The 18,528-nt window shown below is 56.7% G+C and carries 18 protein-coding genes; 13 read left to right on the top strand and 5 right to left on the bottom strand.

Annotation, left to right across the window (positions count from 1 at the left end; genetic code table 11):
• The first annotated feature begins 9 nt into the window (after positions 1-9).
• The 3 genes from trxA (at position 10) to JMF85_RS01055 (ending at position 2,509) form a co-directional block, all read left to right on the top strand.
• On the top strand, positions 10-324 hold the full coding sequence (trxA, locus tag JMF85_RS01065; protein WP_054798617.1) for a thioredoxin: 315 nt from the start codon (positions 10-12) through the stop codon (positions 322-324).
• A gap of 195 nt (positions 325-519) precedes the next feature.
• Complete coding sequence (locus JMF85_RS01060) at positions 520-1,290, top strand: dioxygenase family protein (RefSeq protein ID WP_054798616.1); 771 nt, start codon at positions 520-522, stop codon at positions 1,288-1,290.
• A gap of 88 nt (positions 1,291-1,378) precedes the next feature.
• Entirely contained in the window at positions 1,379-2,509 is a 1,131-nt protein-coding gene (locus JMF85_RS01055) for a DUF3048 domain-containing protein (protein WP_054800500.1), read from the top strand.
• Here JMF85_RS01055 and JMF85_RS01050 read toward each other — a convergent pair.
• Positions 2,503-3,786, bottom strand: a complete 1,284-nt coding sequence (locus tag JMF85_RS01050) for a hypothetical protein (RefSeq protein ID WP_127608570.1) — start codon at positions 3,784-3,786, stop codon at positions 2,503-2,505. The genes JMF85_RS01055 and JMF85_RS01050 overlap by 7 nt on opposite strands.
• The gene (locus tag JMF85_RS01045) at positions 3,773-4,339 is read right to left on the bottom strand and encodes an RNA polymerase sigma factor (RefSeq protein WP_054798612.1); all 567 of its coding nucleotides are present in this window, start codon (positions 4,337-4,339) and stop codon (positions 3,773-3,775) included. Before JMF85_RS01045 ends, JMF85_RS01050 begins: the two co-directional genes overlap by 14 nt.
• 295 nt (positions 4,340-4,634) lie before the next feature.
• On the opposite strand from JMF85_RS01045, the gene JMF85_RS01040 reads away from it, so the two are divergent.
• Positions 4,635-5,279, top strand: a complete 645-nt coding sequence (locus tag JMF85_RS01040; RefSeq protein WP_127608569.1) for a TetR/AcrR family transcriptional regulator — start codon at positions 4,635-4,637, stop codon at positions 5,277-5,279.
• Positions 5,279-5,785: a DUF4188 domain-containing protein gene (locus JMF85_RS01035; RefSeq protein ID WP_127608568.1), complete on the top strand. Its 507-nt coding sequence runs from the start codon at positions 5,279-5,281 to the stop codon at positions 5,783-5,785. Before JMF85_RS01040 ends, JMF85_RS01035 begins: the two co-directional genes overlap by 1 nt.
• 154 nt (positions 5,786-5,939) lie before the next feature.
• On the opposite strand, the gene JMF85_RS01030 is transcribed toward JMF85_RS01035, so the two are convergent.
• Positions 5,940-6,347, bottom strand: coding sequence for a YflT domain-containing protein (locus tag JMF85_RS01030; protein ID WP_054795939.1), 408 nt, complete (start codon positions 6,345-6,347; stop codon positions 5,940-5,942).
• 281 nt (positions 6,348-6,628) lie between these two features.
• Between JMF85_RS01030 and JMF85_RS01025 the strand changes: the two genes are divergently transcribed.
• From JMF85_RS01025 to JMF85_RS01000, 6 genes are all read left to right on the top strand, one after another.
• A complete protein-coding gene (locus tag JMF85_RS01025; RefSeq protein WP_127608566.1) occupies positions 6,629-7,783 on the top strand; it encodes a PP2C family protein-serine/threonine phosphatase in 1,155 nt (384 codons plus the stop codon).
• A 52-nt stretch (positions 7,784-7,835) separates the two neighbouring features.
• Positions 7,836-11,567, top strand: coding sequence for a response regulator (locus JMF85_RS01020; RefSeq protein WP_201317605.1), 3,732 nt, complete (start codon positions 7,836-7,838; stop codon positions 11,565-11,567).
• Positions 11,568-11,599: 32 nt separating this feature from the next.
• A complete protein-coding gene (locus JMF85_RS01015; RefSeq protein ID WP_201317604.1) occupies positions 11,600-12,484 on the top strand; it encodes a CheR family methyltransferase in 885 nt (294 codons plus the stop codon).
• 10 nt (positions 12,485-12,494) lie between these two features.
• On the top strand, positions 12,495-13,688 hold the full coding sequence (locus JMF85_RS01010) for an ATP-binding protein (protein ID WP_201317603.1): 1,194 nt from the start codon (positions 12,495-12,497) through the stop codon (positions 13,686-13,688).
• 243 nt (positions 13,689-13,931) lie between these two features.
• The gene (locus JMF85_RS01005) at positions 13,932-15,152 is read left to right on the top strand and encodes a sugar phosphate nucleotidyltransferase (protein WP_236595696.1); all 1,221 of its coding nucleotides are present in this window, start codon (positions 13,932-13,934) and stop codon (positions 15,150-15,152) included.
• 82 nt (positions 15,153-15,234) lie between these two features.
• Positions 15,235-15,873 (top strand): hypothetical protein, encoded by a 639-nt coding sequence (locus JMF85_RS01000; RefSeq protein ID WP_201317602.1) that lies wholly within the window; start codon positions 15,235-15,237, stop codon positions 15,871-15,873.
• Positions 15,874-16,020: 147 nt separating this feature from the next.
• On the opposite strand, the gene JMF85_RS00995 is transcribed toward JMF85_RS01000, so the two are convergent.
• Positions 16,021-16,179 carry a hypothetical protein gene (locus tag JMF85_RS00995; RefSeq protein WP_164751864.1) on the bottom strand — a complete coding sequence of 53 codons (159 nt, stop codon included), beginning with the start codon at positions 16,177-16,179 and terminating at the stop codon, positions 16,021-16,023.
• Between the two features lie 198 nt (positions 16,180-16,377).
• Here JMF85_RS00995 and JMF85_RS00990 point away from each other — a divergent pair, with 198 nt between their 5' ends.
• Positions 16,378-16,773: an STAS domain-containing protein gene (locus tag JMF85_RS00990; protein WP_127608588.1), complete on the top strand. Its 396-nt coding sequence runs from the start codon at positions 16,378-16,380 to the stop codon at positions 16,771-16,773.
• Between the two features lie 16 nt (positions 16,774-16,789).
• Entirely contained in the window at positions 16,790-17,248 is a 459-nt protein-coding gene (locus tag JMF85_RS00985) for an ATP-binding protein (RefSeq protein ID WP_054798855.1), read from the top strand.
• 314 nt (positions 17,249-17,562) lie between these two features.
• Here the strand turns inward: JMF85_RS00985 and JMF85_RS00980 are convergent, their stop codons facing one another.
• A complete protein-coding gene (locus tag JMF85_RS00980; RefSeq protein ID WP_201317601.1) occupies positions 17,563-18,525 on the bottom strand; it encodes an ABC transporter permease in 963 nt (320 codons plus the stop codon).
• Positions 18,526-18,528: the final 3 nt, after the last annotated feature.

Raw genomic sequence — 18,528 nt, 5'->3', positions numbered from 1 at the left:
AGATAAACGATGGCGATTGTAAATGCGAAAGACAGCGATTTTGGCCAAACCGTAAAGGAAGGCGTCGTGCTCGTCGATTTCTGGGCCCCTTGGTGCGGACCGTGCAAAATGATTGCGCCGGTCTTGGAAGAACTGAACGGTAAGCTTGGCGATTCGGTGACGATCGCGAAGGTGAACGTGGACGACAACCCGGAAACGGCCGGGAAGTACGGCGTCATGAGCATTCCGACGCTGAAGCTGTTCAAGGACGGAGTTGAAGTCGGGACGCAAGTAGGTTTCCGCCCGCTGTCGGAGCTGGAAGCTTGGGTGCAAGGCCAGCTGTAAGAGTATCGAATGAACCGAAGAGACCGGCAAACATCGCATCGATGTTTGCCGGTCTCTTCGGCGTTTGGCCCGATTTGCGCGATGCAGCAGGAATTGGGAGCGGAAGAACGGAATATTGTAGGTAGATGATTTTGGGGGAGAAAGGACGCGCCTGCCGTGTCTGTGATCCCGATTCCGGAAAGGAGTTCAGCCTGTATGCTTCCTTCCTTGTTCGTTGCCCATGGGGCTCCGACGCTTGTAACCGATCGGCTCCGCTACACCGGGTTTCTCCAAACGCTGGGACAGAAGCTGCCCAAGCCGCGAGCTATCGTTCTGTTCAGTGCACATTGGGAAGCTGCGGTGCAGCAAATCGGCTCCGCCGTGCGTTATACAACGATCCATGATTTCTTCGGTTTCCCGGACGCCTTATATGAGATCGAATATAGGGCCCAAGGCGACATTGCGCTTGCGCTGCAAATTCGGGAACTGCTGGAGAAGGAAGGCGTGGCAGCCGAGCTTGACGACCGACGCGGGCTGGATCACGGAGCCTGGAGCGTCTTGAAGCTGATGTATCCGCAAGCGGACGTCCCCGTTGTATCGATGTCGGTTCATGCCGGTCTCGTGCCCGAGCAGCAGTACCGAATCGGCCGAGCGCTGGCCGCCTTGCGGAAGCAGGACGTGCTAATTATGGGCAGCGGCGGTACGGTTCATAATCTGAACCGGCTTGCTTGGGACAGCGGGGACGTCAGCGCGTGGGCGCTCGAATTCGACGAGTGGCTTGGGGAGCGGATCGAGACGTGGGACATCGATCGGTTGTTTCGTTATGACGCGGAGGCGCCGTTCGCGAAAGAGGCGGTGCCTCGGTCGGAGCATTTCGTGCCGCTGTTGATCGCCATGGGCGCGGCGCATGAAGGGAAGAAGGCGAAGCTGCTGCACCGCCAGTATCAATACGGTTCCTTGTCATTAAGCTGTTGGATGTTCGGTTAATGCTTGATTCATCCGCTTCTATTTGTGAAGTTGATAGAATATAGATTACTAGAAGCTACAAGAAGACAAGCGAACGAGGTGAGCCTTAATGGACAAAAGGTCAGCGGACCGGGAGAAGGCCTGGCAACGAAAGACGGGATGGAAGCGCAAAGGCGGCTTTGCGCTGCTTGCTTGCGCTATGGCGCTGTCGGCAGCGGGTTGCAATGCGGATGATGGCGCAACAACTGTACCGGAGGCGGCGGAGACGGCAAAGCCTGTCCTGAAGCAAGAGGAGCCTCCGGCTCCTGCACCGAAGGCTGCGTATCTGGCGCCGCTCACCGGCGTAGAGACCGCGGAGAAGAACGAATCCCGGCCGGTTATGGTAGTCATCAACAATGCGCCGCAGGCGCGTCCGCAGAGTGGGCTGCTGCAGGCTGATTTACTGTACGAGGTGCTCGCTGAAGGCGAAATCACCCGGTTGATCGCGCTGTTTCAGAGCAGCGCTTTCACGGGCGACATCGGACCTGTCCGCAGCATTCGTCCTTATTTCATCAGTATCGGTAAATCGTATGGCGCGATTCAAGTGCACGCGGGAGGCAGTCCGGACGGTTACGAGACGATCAGCCGCGAGAGAATCGAGAACCTGGACGAGATCACGAACGCGGGCCCATACTTCTGGAGGGAGAAATCCCGGAAAGCTCCGCACAACTTATATACGAATTTGACAAATATCCGCGACGGCGCCGGTAAACGGGGTCTCAAGGATCAAGGACCGACGGCGCCCGTTTATTCGTTCGCCAAGCCGGAAAGCGGCGCGGTTGAAACGATGGGCAGCGGGGCGAAGGAGGCGCGCAAAGTCGATGTGACGTTCCTGGTGAAGTCGTACCGGGTGTCCTACGAGTATGACGAAGCGGCGCGCAATTACAAGCGTTCGATTAACGGCAGCGCGCATAGCGATTTGAATAACGGAGAGACGTTAACGGCGACGAACGTCGTTGTCCTGGGCGCGGTGCATCGCATTCTCGATAATGAAGGCCGCCGCGACGTGAAACTAATGGGGCAGGGGACGGCCGTCTTGTTCCAACGCGGCATGGCTAAATCCGTGGAGTGGAAGCGGGAACGCGAAAACGACCCTATTCGCTTGTACGATCAGGGCCGTGAAGTTTCGCTGCTTCCTGGGCAAACGCATATGCTTATCGTGCCGAACACGCCGACGTTTGAGGAACACGTCGTTTATTGAGTAAGGAACGCGGAGACGTTCTTCTTCCACGGATCGATGTACGGGTCGGTCGCCCAATGCGCCATAATGACCGACTCCTGAGGTTTCAGCTCGACGGTCAGGAGCGGGTTCGGCAGCAGGACGCCCTTATAAGGATACACGATCAAATGGCGGTCCGCGACGACAAGGACGACATCGAGGTTCGGCGAAGAGTAGGCGTCGACGGCGGCCGGTTGAATGCGTTTGATTTCCCCCCACTCGGGAACTAACCGATCATGTGAAACGACTTCCGCCGGCAGCGACATCGGCACATCCTTCAGACGATAGGATTGGCTGTCGCCGCTCGCATCGTTCTCATAGGAAGCGACCTTCGCAATCCAGCGGCCTTGTTGACGAGCGATCGTCCAGCTCTCCCCCCAGGTGTCGGTTGACGCATGCTTCGGCTGAAATTCGCTCGGCATAAGCGGGAGGTATGGGTCCAGCTGCTGGAGCGCAGGCTCGACGGCCGTGCCGAAAATGTCCTTCAGCTTCACATGCGGCTGCTGTAACGGCGGCTCATCGGGGTTAGAGGCGCCCGCGAGTTGCGGCACGTCTTTCACCCATACAAACCGGGAACTCCGTAAATCGCCTTTCTTATCCCGGGTCATGACCTTCTGCTCCACGGCGATGTAACGGTTGCCGACGAATAGAAGCTTTTCCGTTAAGGCCGCGTTAGACAGGGCTGCGACCTGTTTGGCCGACTGGTCGGCTGATCTGGAGGAGGCGGCGAGCGCTGCGCTCCAGTAGACGTAAGCGCGGCCTTCCCCGTTTACGGTGCGCGCTTCTCTCAAGCGCCAGAAGTCCATTTTATACGGCATGAGGATGCCGGGGCCTTGGCTTATCACTTTCAAACGGCTGTCATCCGGCGCGATTAACAGCGTGCGGTATTCGCTCTTTTCTTCCGTCGGTTCGGCGGTTTTCGTATCGGTTCGCAGACCGACCAGGAGCGCCGTTCGGACGGTCGACTCGAAATCCGGCACGACCTGCGAGGCCGTAGCTGCCATAGGCGCTGAATCCAGCGTTGAGGCGGGAGGCATGAACCATCGGTCGCCTTCCACCGCAAGGAACAGCAAGGCTGCAGCGGCCGCAGCCCCTGCACCGGCGAGCCAGGGCCGAATTCGGCGGACCGTCGGAGAGGAAGGGGCTTCCGCGGTCATGATGCGTTCTTCGATTCGTTTGCGCAAAGCATCCGTAAACCCGTCCTGGGCAAACGGGCCGTCGGACAACTCCTGTTTAAGTTCCTTGTCAATCGGATCCAATGCGACGACTCTCCTTCAACCTCGAAATTTTGTTCCGCGCATGAAACAACCTCGATTTCACCGTTCCTTCGCTCACGCCGAGCAGCTCCGCAATCTCCTTCATCGATAACTGATGGTGGGCGAACAAGATCAATACCTCGCGGTATTTCACCGGAAGCTTCAACACCAAGTCCCACATTTCGTTTACCGTCAACTTGGACATCACCTCTTGCTCGGTTGAAGCCGTAGCCTGCTCTTCCCGGGCGGTGAACGCGTCGACAAGCGTCACTTTGCGGAGGAAAGCCGATTTGCGGTAGTCGAGGGTCATGTTGCGGGTGATGGCGAGCAGCCATGTCTTGACCGAAGATTCACAGCGAAACGAGTATAAATTCCGGTACACTTTCAGGAACACTTCTTGCGTAATATCATCAGCCTGATCCCACTTGCGTGTGATGCTGTAGGCATAATTCCATACATCCTTACCGTAAGCGGTCATCAGCTCCTGTAAGATCGCCTTCTTGTCGGAGCTGTCGGACAAATACTTCAAATATTCAAAATTCACATCCGATTCCAAAACAGACACCTCAAGTCTTTTGACGATCTTACCATGGCTAAAGTTCAATGAAATAGTCGGAACAGCAATTGAAGGGTGACATCGCCAGTGCTTCTCTTACCAGTTTACTTGGATCGTCCCTATTAATAAAGAGGTATTTAAAGTATCGGAGTGAAGAGACACGTGGTCAGGCAGCACCGGCGCTCTAACGGGCGTATAGCCTTGAGCCTGAAAATAGGTTGATCCCTTGACATTAAAATTAACTTAAGTTAATTTATTTATATAAGTTAACTTTAATATGGAGGGGGGACGAACCATGAATACGCGGCAGATCTCTCTGCGTGAGCTTAAGAAAGCGCGGGCCAAGCTGGCGATCTACGAGGCGAGCTTAAGCTTGATCGGGGAACGGTCTTTTCGCGACATGACGGTCGAGGATGTTTGCCGGAAAGCGGAAGTGTCGAAGGTGACGTTCTTCAAGTTTTTTCGGCAAAAGGAAGATTTGTTGATTTATTTCATGAGGGTATGGCTTACCGAGCGGCTGATCGAGCTGGAGGAGAACGGTAAGAAGGGGTTCGACGCGATCCGTCATTTATTTCTCCACATTCAGCGGTCGAGTGCCGAGAGGCCGGGGTTGATGCTGGCTTTGATCGGGTTTTTGAGCGAGTTGAAAATGCATCCGTGCATGCCGGAATTGAGCGAAGCCGAGGTTCAGCTGCTGTTTCCGGGAAATCCGGAGCTGGGGGGACGGGAGCCCCGTATGGATGCACTGTTTGAGAGATCCGTCCGCGAGGCGGCGGAAGCCGGCGAATTGAGGCAGGGGGTAACGCCTCTTGAGGCTGCGAAGGTGCTGGTGACGATTTTCTACGGTGCCTATTTGTCGGCGCATATGTTTCAAGAGCGCGACCTGCTTGCTCATTACGAGCGGCATTTGTCGTTATTAGGCGAAGGAGGTCATTCGTAATGGCTGCTGTAGTGCCCGGTCGTTATACGGCCCAAATCGAAGGTTCGTTCGTGGTGTTCATTATCGGGGTTCGGGTGAATAAGCTGTGGGCGGTTCGCGATTGGCTACCGATTATTAAGGCGATGCCGCCGATGCTGAAGGAGCTGTACACGCATCCGGAGCTCGGCTTCCTGCACGCGGAATATTTCATAACGCTGCGGGGACCGATGATCGTGCAGTATTGGCGGTCGTTCGAGCAGCTGGAGCAGTATGCGCGGCAGGGCGCGCTTCATCTTGACGCCTGGCGCATGTTTAACCAAAAGGTCGCGGCCAGCCGCTCCGTCGGCATTTACCACGAGAGCTACCTCGTCCCGGAGGGCCGGTACGAATGCGTGTACCATCACATGCCTGTGATGGGGCTCGCGAAAGCGGGGCGGCACGTACCTGCAACGGGCCCCCGCGAGACGGCCGCGCGCCGCCTCGGCGGCGACAACGAACCGGCGGTGCCGTCTCCGCCGGTCGAATAGCCGCGCCGGCACCCGTGCGCGGCGGGCCTGCGGCTGCGCCCACGCCAGCGCGCAACAGCCCGAAGACGGACTCGCTTTCGAGTCCCGTCTTCGGGCTGTTCGCATGGCGCGGCGGAGCACCCGGCCGCCGCCGCTTACCGCGCTTCCGCGGCGATCAGTACACCCCGCCGATCGGCGGCACGTAAGCGTCCTCGGGACGCTCCCGCCGGCGCTCGGCCTCCTCGCGCTCCTTGTTCTCGTCGTGCCAGACGAGAACAAGGACGCGGCCTTGATCCAGCTCGGCTTCATACCGCTCCGCTTCCCCGGCGGAGATGCCGAGCGACTCCATCTTGGACCGCAGCTGCTCTCCGCGCGATCGGAACAGGTTGGCGAAAGCGGTCGCCATGCCTTCCTCTATCAAACCGATCGTATTCGTATCGGTCAGCTTACTAAGCTCCTCAGTTCGTTCGCTATCGTGAGCCAGCACGTAAATTTCACTTAACGGATGGCCTTGTTCCCGGAATTCACGAATCGCTCGAATGGCTTGCTCCACATGGTCAACCAGCTTGATCATCGTTCTCATGGATGGTCCCTCCCGAAAATGTTTTTTTTGCTGCCAAGCGCCCGGACTTCCTTGTTCCATGCATGGATGGCTGTTGTGCAGCCGGCTGCTAACCGACCGGCTTGTCCCTTATTAACCTTTATTTTCCGCGTTGAATCAGCCTTTCTCTTGTTTCAATCGCCCCTTGACAAGGTTACATATACTTATAAAGTTCGCTATAATGGTAATAACGGTACAATTCCGGGTATGTTTGGAAGCGGATTTGAACCGCTTGGCGATTAGAAATGAGGGGCGAATCAAGCATGAATATAGCCATTGTGGATGATAATCCGGTTAATATTATCGTCATTGAGAAAATTTTACAAAGCGCGGGTTATCACTCGTTCTGGAAAGCGTCGTCGGCGGTTGAATTGCTGGATCGATTAGCTGCCCACACGGAAGGGAAAATTCCCGTCGATTTGATTCTGATGGACATGATGATGCCGGAGGTCGACGGCATTGAGGCGTGCCGCCGCATTCAGCAGGACGACCGGTTGAAGGACATTCCGGTCATTATCGTTACGGCGCTCGGCGATTCAAATAAGCTGGCCGAGGCGCTGGAAGCAGGCGCCATCGATTACGTGATGAAGCCGGTCAACAAAATCGAGCTGATTGCCCGCATCCGCGTAGCGCTGCGGCTTAAATACGAGAAAGACTGGCATATCGAGAACGAAGCCAAAATCCGCAGCGAGCTGGACCTTGCCCGGCAAGTACAGAGCAGCGTGCTCAGCCCCCCTTTACAGAAAGAGCGGCTGTCCATCGGGGCGGTGTATTACCCTTCGTTCGAGCTGGCCGGCGACTTATACGCCTGGTACCGCATTGACGAACATCGCCACGGGGTCATCATTTTGGATATGATGGGGCATGGCATCTCGTCCTCGCTCGTGTGCATGTTCATTTCCTCCGTTATGCAGGATACGATTACACGGTTCGTGTCGCCGGAGTTCGTGGTGGCCGAGTTGAATCGGTATATGAACCAATTGAATCAGAAGAGCGCAGACGTGAGTTATTATTTTACGGCGATTTATTTATTGATCGATACGGAACGGCAGACGATCGAATATGTGAATGCGGGCCATCCGCCCGGGTTTTTATTCGAGGAAGGTAAACGTCCGATGGCGCTCGATCAAGGGAGCTGCGCCGTCGGTTTTTTCGATCAGATGGACATTACCAAAAGCACGTACGCTTATGAGCAGCCGATTCGCATTGTGCTGTATACGGACGGATTGCTTGAAGCGCTGCCGCTGCCGGACGATTATCCGGAAGAGGCGAGCGAAGCCGACCTGCTCATGGAGCGCATACAAGCCAGTATGGGAGAGGGCCGCAATGCCGAAGAGGTGATGCGGGAGGTACTGCCGGCGGATGTGCTGGAGTCGCGCAAAGACGATATTTGCATGGTGATGATCAGCGCATCATGAACGCAGGGGTCAACCGCTTACGACGATGAAGATGGGGAAAGGGTCATCAGGCATGAAAATTAAAACCAAGCTGTTTCTGGGATTCAGCATCCTGCTCGTGATTATGTTCACCTTGGCCGGGCTCGGAATCAGCCGACTGTCAAGCACCGACGAAAGCATCAAGGAAGTGTACAATAACCGCTATAAAAAACTGAAGATCAGCACGCAAATGCGCAATGAGGCGGCGGAGCTCTCCAAAGCGACCGTCAATCTGCTGCTCATCGACGACCCGTCCAGCGACAAGAAACACCTGGAGCAGATGCGCACGTTGAGCGGATCCCTTCGCAGCGGGATGGAGAAGGCGGATGCGATTTTTGACGAAAATCAGGAACGCGCCATCGTCGAGGATATGCTTAAATACGGAACCGCTTATTTGGACTACGTCAATCAAGTCATCATCTTGCACCAGCAGGGCAAGGAAGACGAAGCGAACAAGCTCCGGACCGCCAGCGGCCTTGAGCTGCAGGATATCTTTATCGAGTCGATGACGGGCATGAGCAAGTTTCAAGAAGAAGCCATGGATAAGGCCATTGAGACGGTGCATGCCGATAATCAGGAGTCGTTCAAATGGACGGGATCGCTCACCATTGTCGGGCTGCTGCTCGGCTTCGGGATTATGTATGCCATCGTGCGCAGCTTGACTCGAGGAATCGGCACGCTGACCGGGATGATCTCCAACTTTGCCGGTGTCCAATGGGGAGAGGCGACTTACCGGGTACCGGTCACTACGTCCGACGAATTCGGCCAAATTGGCCGCATGTTCAACCGCTTGGCTGACGATTTGGAGAAAGCGGCGGTGAACGAACGCGAGCTGAACCGAATGAACGAGGACCTGTTATGGCTGCAGACACAGGTCGGCAACATTTACTATTCGCTGCAGGAAAGCGGCAAGGTCGAGGAGCTGGCTGAAGGTTTTATTAGCCGGCTGGCGACTACCGTCGGGGCGCATGGCGGCGCCTTTTACATCGTGGAGCCGTCCTCCCCGGGGTACATGAAGGAGAAGAAGCTCGTGCTGTCCGGGGCCTATGCTCATGCTCAGCCCGAAGCGGCAGCGGCAGCCGAATTGCCGCTTGGGCAAGGTCTTGTCGGGCAGGCGGCGAAGGACGGCAAAGCGATTCACATCCGCGAGTATGCCGGCGACTATGGGACGGTGCGCTCCGCGTTCGGGGCGATGGAGCCCATGGCCGTTACGGTGCAGCCTATAAAATACGAGGACAACGTGCTGGCCGTGTTTGAGCTTGTTTCGTTCAAACCGTACTCCGAATTAGAGCTCAAGCTGATGGAACAAGTCTCCGAAGTGATCGGTATGCTGTTGAACGCGCTGCAGGGCCGGTTGCGGAACGAGGAGCTGCTGCGCATCCATCAGGCGCTTACCGACGAGCTGCAAAGCCAATCGGAGGAGCTGATTTCCCAGCAGGATGAACTGAAGGCGTCGAACGAGAAGCTTGAAGAACAGACGAAAGCGCTGCAAGCGTCCGAAGAGCTGCTGCAGCGGCAGCAAGGGGAGCTTGAGCTGAGCAACGAGGCGCTGCAGAGCAAGACGGCAGAGCTGGAAGAGCAAATCCGCGAGACGGAGGAAGTGAACCGGCAGATCGAGCTGGCGCGGGATTCGCTCGAACAGCAGGCGTTGGAGCTGGCGCTTGCTTCGAAATACAAGTCCGAGTTTCTCGCCAATATGTCGCACGAGCTGCGCACGCCGCTGAACAGTCTGCTTATCCTTTCCCAACTGCTGAAGGAAAATAAGGACCGGAACTTGTCGGGCAAGCAAGTGGAATATGCCGAGACCATCTACTCTTCCGGCTGCGATCTGCTGAAGCTGATCGACGATGTGTTCGATTTGGCGAAGGTGGAATCCGGGAGAATGGAGCTGCACCCGGAGCACGTGACGATTCACGACATCGTCGATTCCGTCGAGAAGGCGTTCCTTCCGCTCGCCCGTACGAAGGATTTGACCTTCGAGGTGAGGATGGAGGGCGAAATTCCCGACCGGATCGAGACGGACGCCGTCCGGCTGCAGCAAATTTTAAAAAACCTGCTGTCCAATGCATTCAAATTTACGCATCGCGGCGGGGTGACCTTGACCGTAAGGCCGGCGCAAACCTACGCCGCTCTTCCGGCATCGCCCGAGCAAACGAAAGCCTCGAGAACGCTGCTCGCGTTCGACGTGGAAGATACGGGTATCGGTATCTCGCCGGAGAAGCAGCATATGATCTTCGAAGCGTTCCAGCAAGCCGACGGCACAACAAGCCGCCAATACGGCGGCACCGGCCTCGGCCTGTCGATTAGCCGGCAACTGGCTTCGCTGCTGGGCGGCGCGATCGAGCTCGAAAGTGAAGAAGGGCGCGGCAGCCGCTTCACCCTGTATGTGCCGACAGACCCCGGCTGCCGGAGCAGCGCCGACGAGGTGGCGCCGGCGATAGCTGCAGCGGGGGATGCGGCGGGCGCGGGAGCGCTGCAAGCGTACACGGTCATGTCGACCGCCGTGGATAGCGGGCTGCGCACGTCCGTCGTAGCGGCCGGCGATTACGCGCCAAACGCGCTGACCGACGACCGGGAGAGGATCGCGGCGGGCGACCGGGTGCTGCTTATTATTGAGGACGACGCGCACTTTGCGTCGATTCTGCTCGACATGGCGCGCAGCCGCGGCTTTAAGGCGATCGTCGCGCTGCAAGGCGATACCGGTCTGCAGCTGGCGAAGAAGCATATCCCCGACGCGATTCTGCTCGATATTCAACTGCCGGTTATCGACGGCTGGGCGGTGCTTGTGCAGTTGAAGAGCGACGCGGCCACCCGCCACATACCGGTTCATGTCATCTCGGTCGTGGACGAAATTCACCAGGGGCTGTCCATGGGCGCGATCGCTTGGCTGCGGAAGCCGTCCGGCAAGGAACAGCTGGAGCAAGCGTTCGCGTCGATCCAGACGTTCCTGAACCGGGATCTGCGCAGCCTGCTGATCGTCCAGTCGGACGAAGCGCGGCGCAGCGGATTGATCGAGCTCATCGCGCACGACGATGTGAACATCGCCACTGCCTCCGACGAAGCCGGTGCGCTGCAGCTGCTCTCGACGCATTCGTTCGATTGCATGGTTATCGACTACGGGCTGGCGGATTTGCCGCTGTACAATCTGCTCGACCGCATCAAGGCGGACGAAAGGCTGAGGCGCATTCCGATTATTCTGTACACCGGTCATACGCTCGACAAAAAAGAACAGATGCGGCTGAAAAAATACGCCGAGTCGATCATTATTAAAGACGTTAAATCGCCGGAGCGTTTGCTTGATGAGACGGCTCTGTTCCTGCACCGCGTCGAGGAGCGGCTGCCGGAAGAGAAGCAGCGGGTGCTTCAGAAGCTGCACAGCATCGAGGCGGTATTCGCCGGCAAGAAAGTGCTGATCGTCGACGACGACATTCGCAACGTGTTTGCCCTATCCAATTTGCTGGAAGGTCTTGAGATGCAGGTTGCGTTCGCGGAGACGGGCAAGCAGGCGCTCGCTCAGCTGGAGCGGGAGCCGGACTTCGATGTGGTGCTGATGGATGTCATGATGCCGGAAATGGACGGTTATGAAGCGATGCGCGCCATCCGCGCCGACGAACGGTTCGAGGGACTGCCGATTATCGCTTTAACGGCCAAAGCGATGAAGGACGATCGGGACAAATGTATGCAGGCGGGGGCCTCCGATTACATCACGAAGCCGGTTCATACGGAACAACTGCTCTCCTTAATAAGAGTCTGGTTGTGCAAATGAGCCGCCGGGATATAAGCAAGGAGCTGTAGGAAATGGCTTCATTAAGGCAAGTAAGCGACGATTATAGGAGAGAAAAGGAAGTAGGCGTCACGAAGGAAGAAGAGGAGCGGGAGCGCATTGAAATCACGCTGCTGCTGGAAGGACTGTTTCGGATGTACGGATACGACTTCCGGCATTACGCTTATCCTTCGCTGCGGCGTCGCATCCGGCACCGCATCGATGCGGAGAAGCTGTCGACTGTGTCGGCGCTGCAGGAGCGCGTGCTGCACGATCGCGGCTGCATGGAGCGGCTGCTGGCCGATCTGGTCATCCATGTCACGGAAATGTTCCGCGATCCGAGTCTGTTCTACGCCTTCCGCGAGCAGGTTGTACCGCTGCTGCGCAGCGTGCCCGCCATTCGGATCTGGCACGCGGGCTGCTCGACCGGGGAGGAAGTGTACTCGATGGCTATCCTGCTCTACGAGGAGGGCCTGTATGACCGGGTGCGCATTTATGCAACGGATATTAACGAGGAAGTTCTGCATACTGCCGAGAAGGCTTCATACCCGCTCAGGAAAATGCAGGATTACACGAAAAATTATATGCACGCCGGGGGCAAGGAGGCATTTTCCCACTACTATACGGCGGCGGGGGATCGGGCGACATTCCATCCGTTTTTGCGCGAGAAGATCGTATTTGCCCAGCATAATCTTGTGACTGATCGCTCGTTTAACGAGTTTCACGTTATTTGTTGCCGGAACGTACTGATTTATTTCGATGGATATTTGCAAAATCAGGTTCACGATCTGTTCTATGAAAGCTTGAGTACAGAGGGGATTTTGGTGCTGGGTCATAAGGAGTCGATCTCCTTCACCAAGCATGCAGACGGCTACGCAGTGCTTGACCATCAGGAAAAAATTTATCGTAAACAAAAATGAGGTGTGGTGGATGAACGAGGCGATCCGCATTCTGCTGGTCGATGACCAATCGGAAAACTTACTGGCGCTTGAAGCGGTGCTGGAAGACCATCATTACGATCTGGTAAAGGCGACGTCCGGGGAAGAAGCGCTGCGCTGTCTGCTGAAGCATGAATTCGCCGTGATCGTCCTCGACGTACAGATGCCGGGCATGGACGGTTTCGAAACGGCGCAATGGATCAAATCCCGGGAGAAGACGAGGACCGTACCGATCATCTTCATTACGGCGGCGCCGGAAGAGCAGGATCAGTCATTCACGGCCTATTCCGTCGGCGCGATCGACTATATCGTAAAGCCGTTCGTGCCGCGTACGCTGAAGTCGAAGATCGAAGGCTTCGTCAGCATGTATATGGCCCAGAAAAAGCTGCAGCAGCAAACGGAGCTGCTTAATGAGCGATCGCGTGAGCTGGAGCGGGCGAAAGAGGCGGCGGAGCAGGCGGCTTCGGCCAAATCGAATTTTCTCGCGATGATCAGCCATGAAATTCGAACGCCGCTCAATGGGGTGATCGCCATGGCCGATCTGCTGATGGAGACCGAACTGAACAGCGAACAGCGCGAATATACCGATACGATCCGGCGAAGCGGGGCTGCGCTTCTGTACATTATGAATGACATCCTGGACCTGACGAAAATCGAATCGGGTAAAATGGAGCTCAAGGAGCAGCCGCTTCACCTTCGCAATTGTTTAATCGAAACGTTCGAGATGTTCCATGCGGAGTGCCGGGCGAAATCGCTGGAAATGACGTGCGACATTGACCCGGAGACTCCGGAGTGTTTACTGGGCGACGAATCCCGGCTGCGTCAAGTGCTGATCAACCTGATCGGCAACGCCGTCAAATTCACGGATCGCGGCGGCGTTCATGTATCGGTGAGACCGCTCGAGCGTGAAGGCGAACAGCTGTCGCTCGAATTCCGCGTTACCGATACCGGCATCGGCATTCCCGAAGAGAAACGTGGGCTCTTGTTCCGGCCGTTCACGCAGGTCGACTCTTCGTTGACGCGCAAGTACGGCGGTACCGGTCTGGGTCTCGCCATCTGCCGCAATTTGGTGCAGCTGATGGGAGGGAAGATCGCCTATGTGGCGACTGAACAGCCGGGGGCGGAATTTATTTTTTCAGTGCGTATGAAACCTTATGAAGAACAAGATGATTTAAGATTGGCTTAATCATCGGACGGCCTTGCAGGGAGGCAAACTCAAGCAGTCGGTGGGGTTTCCTCGGAGTAGGGCCGTTTTGCGTTTTGTCCAGGCAGAGGGGGAGGGAGCCGCATGCCAAGGGCAATGGAAGCTTTTTCACCATTTGTTTCATAGAAGCAGGTTTTTGGTTAAAAATAATTATAGAGAGCCATGATGTTCATGACGCCTAAGTCTCCAATTTGCACAGAAAGGTGAGAGGTGAGAGGTGACTTTATGAAATCCCAATCATGCGTTGCTATGCTGTTGGCCGGAGGAGAAGGACGCAGGCTGGGTGTACTGACTCGGGATAAAGCGAAGCCGGCAGTGCATTTTGGCGGAGGCTACCGAATGATAGACTTTGCGCTCAGCAATTGCACCAATTCCGGTCTGCCGGTCGTCGGAGTGGTCACGCAGTATCAGGCGGCTTCTCTGCACCGGCATATCGGCTCCGGCGCACTCTGGTCGAATGCCGTTACGCTGCTGCCGTCGGCGGGCGGATCGTATACGGGCACGGCGGATGCGGTTTTCAAAAATATGGCGTTTCTAAAGTTTTATGACCCGGAGCATGTGCTTGTTCTCTCGGGTGATCATATTTATCGGATGGACTACCGCAAGCTGCTGGAGCGGCACCGCGAGACGGGAGCCGATGCGACGATTGCGGTAACGCCGGTCGCTTGGGAAGAAGCGCACCGCTTTGGCATCATGAAAGCGGACAAGGCAGGACGGATTACGGAATTTGCGGAGAAGCCGAGGGTGCCGACCAGCAACCTCGCTTCGATGGGGATTTACGTGTTCCGCTGGAGCTACTTGAAACACATACTCGAACGGGATGCCTGCAATCCGCTTTCGAGCCACGATTTTGGCAAAGACCTCATTCCGTCTATGCTCGCGAGGGGCGACCGCGTACAGACGTATGCGTTCGAAGGCTATTGGCGCGATGTCGGCACGGTGGAAAGTTTGTGGGAGGCGCATATGGACTTGCTTGGCGACCCGCCGAAATTCGACCTCGAGGATGGCGACTGGCCGATGCGTTCGCCTGGGCGGGCATCGGCGCAAACTCAGGCTGGTCTGTACGCGCGGCTGCGGCATGCGCTTGTCGCCGGCGAATCTGCCGTCTTCGGGCAAATCGAGCGCTCGGTGTTATCGGCCGGCGTGTTCGTCGGACACGGCAGCGTGCTTCGCAATTGCGTGGTGATGCCGCGTGCCCGAATCGGCAGGGATGTGTTTATCCGCAATGCGATAATCGGGGAAGGCGCCGTCATCGAAGACGGAGCGACGGTTGGCAGCCGGTTCGGCGAACCGGTTACGGTCATCGGCGATGCGGAGACGGTAGGGAGGCCGGTCACGGTCATCGGCGATGCGGAGCCGATTGGGGAGCCGATTGGGGAGCCGTCGGAATTTATTCCTAAAGCGTATGTCCCGATCAGGCAGTACCAATTCGAACGCATCCGTTAGCGCTCTGACAGCGGACAAGCAGTCGGCTCAGCCTAACGAATAATTGAAACCGGGCGGATTCAACCGGAGGAGGGGAATTGACGTGAAAAGCTGGAGCATAGGATGGGTCGTCGGCGCCGTTCTCATGGGCGTTACCGGGGCCTCATGGGGAACGGTATTACCCGACAAGTCGTTATCGCCGCCGCCTTCCCGGTCGGCGATGGTGTTCGTGCAGGCGGAGGCAGCCTATACATCTCCAGGCGTCGATTCCGCGGCCTTGAAGGCAGCAGCCGGTCCGGCCGGGAACGGTTCGACCGGAACGATGCCTCAAGCGGCCGCTGCTTCCCGGAACGGCACCTTCAAGTTGGAACGGGTGAACGGCTTGTCGGTTACCGACGACTTGAAGACGGTATACGAAATCAAAGGCGAGCCCAAGGCTGTCGAAACGGATCCTCTGTTTAAAGAGGAGCGGGTTCTTGTCTACGAGGATTGCAAGGTCGGGCTGCACAACAACTTCGTCCGTTTCATCGTCGTGTCCGCCGCGGAGGCGGAAACTGTCGACATTGACGGCAAGACGCTGCCCCTCGATGCGGCCAAGCTGCAGGACGCGCTCGGCAAGCCTGACTGGATCGCCGAGGACGGGGTTGTGTATCGAAGTCATTCGCGGGCGTTGAAACTGTTTATCGATGCGGAGACGGGCAAGCTGACCGCGGTCCATTATTTCCATCGAACGGCAGCTTGATGACGGTATAATCAAGACGTGAGCATCCGGTGGGAGTGTCGGATGCTCGCGTTTTTGTTGCCTGTCAAGGAGAGCGACGAATCGTCAAGAAACGCACGCGGATGAACCGTGTGCGTTTCTGCGCATTTGCCGTTAAGCCGGGAGTTATTAAAATTTCGGGAACACGTAACGAACGAGGAAGTACAGGAATCCGAAAAAAATCACGATGTAGGCCGCATATTTAATGAATGTGGATGCAACCCTACCGGAATCCATTTTTTTCTCCACATTTTTCTTTTCAATGTCGACGCTTTTGAATGGATCCATCTGATATCGCTCCTTTACTGCAAGCCGGTTATGCGGCGATTCGCCCTTAGCCATGATTACCCGGCCAAGCCGCTGTTGAATCGTGCAGCTTGATGCGGTGCCGGAGGGACGGAAGAGGGCCTATGGACTCGTGAAAAACGGGCCAAAATCTGGTATGATAGGAACTATACATTTTGAATCGGAGTGAGCTTATTGAAGATGGATGCCAGCAAGTTTCAGGTTATCGTTCATACGATACCTGACGCCCATGTACTGCACTTGTCGGGCGAACTCGATCTGAGCACGGCGGAAATATTCCGAAGCGTTGCGCAACCTTTGGCTGCAGGCTCGGCTTTGCCGCTCAAGCTGAATTTGCGGGAGCTGACGTATATCGACAGCACAGGGATCGGTCTTATCGTCTCGTTGTTAAAAACAAGGCAATCGGCCGACGCCCGATTAGCCGTGCAGGAAGTGCCTGCTAAAATTCGCCGTCTGTTTGATACGACAGGATTGACCCGGTTTTTGCTCGTGGAGTCTGAACCGTCCGGCGGCTCTGCCGGCTCCTCCGCTTCTTCATCAACAGAGGACAGCTCATCTCAGCGGGATTTATCATGATGGAGGGTGAGTCGGCATGAGTGGAAATACCGGCACGGACAAAGAAGTCATTCTGACCGTCCCGTTCGATGCGGATGAGCTGGATACGGTACGACTAACGCTTTACGGCGTTGCCGTGCGGATGGGCTATACTTACGAAGAAATTGAAGATTTGAAAGTCGCGCTCACGGAAGCGTGCAACCATGCGCTGCTGCAGACGCCGGAGAAGCCGCCGGGCGCGGCGCTTCGGATCGTCTTCACCATGCGCCCGGCGGAGCTGGTCGTACGGTTGGAAGGGGCGGGCTGCCGGCTATCGTTTCGCGAAGCGGACGACTCGGCCGCAGAGCTGCCGCAATCTGCGTCTCTGGATGACCGGCAGTTTGAGAGCCCCCGGCTCGGCTTATATTTGATGCAGGCGCTCGTGGACGAGGTGAAGGTGGAGTCCGGGACGGGGGGCGCTTCCGATCGAATCGAGCTGTATAAACGGCTTGGATAAGCTCTCTTGAGAGCTCGGGTGCACCGGTGGTGTGCCCTTTTACTCAAATGGACATGAATGGAGAACTAGCGGAACCTGGATACCTTATAGGCGGCATTGTGCCGCTCTTTCATCCTCGTGGAGGATGATAAGGCAGCTCGGTTCCGTTATTTGGCGTGGAGGGAACGGTGCGAGGCTGGCGGCTGGGGACCGGGGGCATGCGGGAGCAAATGTGAAAAGACGGAAGCCGGTGCGGATCGGGCGGCCCTGACTGCGCTGTGCGCGCAAAAAAATCGTCCTGCGTTTTGCGGCAGGACGATCTTCCAAGCGCTCATTTATCTTTTCCCCGGGTCGTACGGCTCGCCGAGAGCGGACGGGGGATAGGCGCGTCCGACCGCGCCGGCGAGCACGAGAATCGTCAGCACGTACGGCAGCATGTACAAAAACTCCATCGGGATGTTCTTGGCAAAGTCGAACAGCTGCACGAAGTTTTTGACTGCTTGCGCGAGACCGAAGAAGATGGTGGCCCCCAATACGCCGAGCGGATGCCATTTGCCGAAGATCAGTGCGGCCAGGGCGATGAAGCCTTGACCGGAAATCGTGTTGTGCGAGAAGTTGCTGGTCGTCGTCAAGGTGATGGTCGCGCCGCCGAGACCGGCCAGCAGGCCGCTGAGCAGCACGCCGATATACCGCATTTTGGCAACGCTGACGCCAAGCGTATCCGCCGCGCCGGGATGCTCGCCGACGGAGCGCAGGCGCAAGCCGAAAGGCGTTTTAAACAGCGTGTACCAGATGACAATCACGAGAATCAGCGCAATGTAGGTGGTCGGGTAGGCATTGAACAGCGCGGGGCCGATCACCGGAATGGACGCCAGCCCCGGAATGGCGACTTTGTGGAAGACGGCATTTAACGTTTGCGTCTGCCCGGCCCCTTCGAACAGCACTTTGACCAAGTAAATCGTCATGCCTGCCGACAAAAAGTTAATGACGACGCCGCTGACCACCTGATTCGCCTTGAACGTAATCGAAGCGACCGCATGGACCGCGGAGACGAGCATGGCGAACAAGGCGGCCGCAAGCAGGCCGATCCAAGGCGCCGCGCCGATCATCCCTGCCTGTTCGGCATAGTACACACTTACGGCGGAGGCAAACGCCCCGCATACCATAAGACCTTCCAGCCCGATGTTGACGACCCCCGATCGCTCGGAGAAAATGCCGCCGAGTGCGGTGAAGATTAAGGCTGTCGAGAAAACGAGAGTCGTCTGGAGCAATTCGCCGATTATTCGTAACGCATCCATGAC

This window comes from Paenibacillus sp. EPM92, from assembly GCF_016586185.1.
GTDB classification, from domain to species: Bacteria; Bacillota; Bacilli; order Paenibacillales; family NBRC-103111; genus Paenibacillus_G; species Paenibacillus_G validus.
Note: the sequence above shows the minus strand (reverse complement) of the source record. Positions and strands in the feature narration are given on the sequence as shown.

Excerpts from the sequence above, each read along its gene's own strand:
- trxA (WP_054798617.1), top strand. The coding sequence starts at position 10 with ATGGCGATTGTAAATGCGAAAGACAGCGATTTTGGCCAAACCGTAAAG.
- JMF85_RS01060 (WP_054798616.1), top strand. The coding sequence starts at position 520 with ATGCTTCCTTCCTTGTTCGTTGCCCATGGGGCTCCGACGCTTGTAACC.
- JMF85_RS01055 (WP_054800500.1), top strand. The coding sequence starts at position 1,379 with ATGGACAAAAGGTCAGCGGACCGGGAGAAGGCCTGGCAACGAAAGACG.
- JMF85_RS01040 (WP_127608569.1), top strand. The coding sequence starts at position 4,635 with ATGAATACGCGGCAGATCTCTCTGCGTGAGCTTAAGAAAGCGCGGGCC.
- JMF85_RS01035 (WP_127608568.1), top strand. The coding sequence starts at position 5,279 with ATGGCTGCTGTAGTGCCCGGTCGTTATACGGCCCAAATCGAAGGTTCG.
- JMF85_RS01030 (WP_054795939.1), bottom strand. The coding sequence starts at position 6,347 with ATGAGAACGATGATCAAGCTGGTTGACCATGTGGAGCAAGCCATTCGA.
- JMF85_RS01025 (WP_127608566.1), top strand. The coding sequence starts at position 6,629 with ATGAATATAGCCATTGTGGATGATAATCCGGTTAATATTATCGTCATT.
- JMF85_RS01020 (WP_201317605.1), top strand. The coding sequence starts at position 7,836 with ATGAAAATTAAAACCAAGCTGTTTCTGGGATTCAGCATCCTGCTCGTG.
- JMF85_RS01015 (WP_201317604.1), top strand. The coding sequence starts at position 11,600 with ATGGCTTCATTAAGGCAAGTAAGCGACGATTATAGGAGAGAAAAGGAA.
- JMF85_RS01010 (WP_201317603.1), top strand. The coding sequence starts at position 12,495 with ATGAACGAGGCGATCCGCATTCTGCTGGTCGATGACCAATCGGAAAAC.
- JMF85_RS01005 (WP_236595696.1), top strand. The coding sequence starts at position 13,932 with ATGAAATCCCAATCATGCGTTGCTATGCTGTTGGCCGGAGGAGAAGGA.
- JMF85_RS00995 (WP_164751864.1), bottom strand. The coding sequence starts at position 16,179 with ATGGATCCATTCAAAAGCGTCGACATTGAAAAGAAAAATGTGGAGAAA.
- JMF85_RS00990 (WP_127608588.1), top strand. The coding sequence starts at position 16,378 with ATGGATGCCAGCAAGTTTCAGGTTATCGTTCATACGATACCTGACGCC.
- JMF85_RS00985 (WP_054798855.1), top strand. The coding sequence starts at position 16,790 with ATGAGTGGAAATACCGGCACGGACAAAGAAGTCATTCTGACCGTCCCG.
- JMF85_RS00980 (WP_201317601.1), bottom strand. The coding sequence starts at position 18,525 with ATGGATGCGTTACGAATAATCGGCGAATTGCTCCAGACGACTCTCGTT.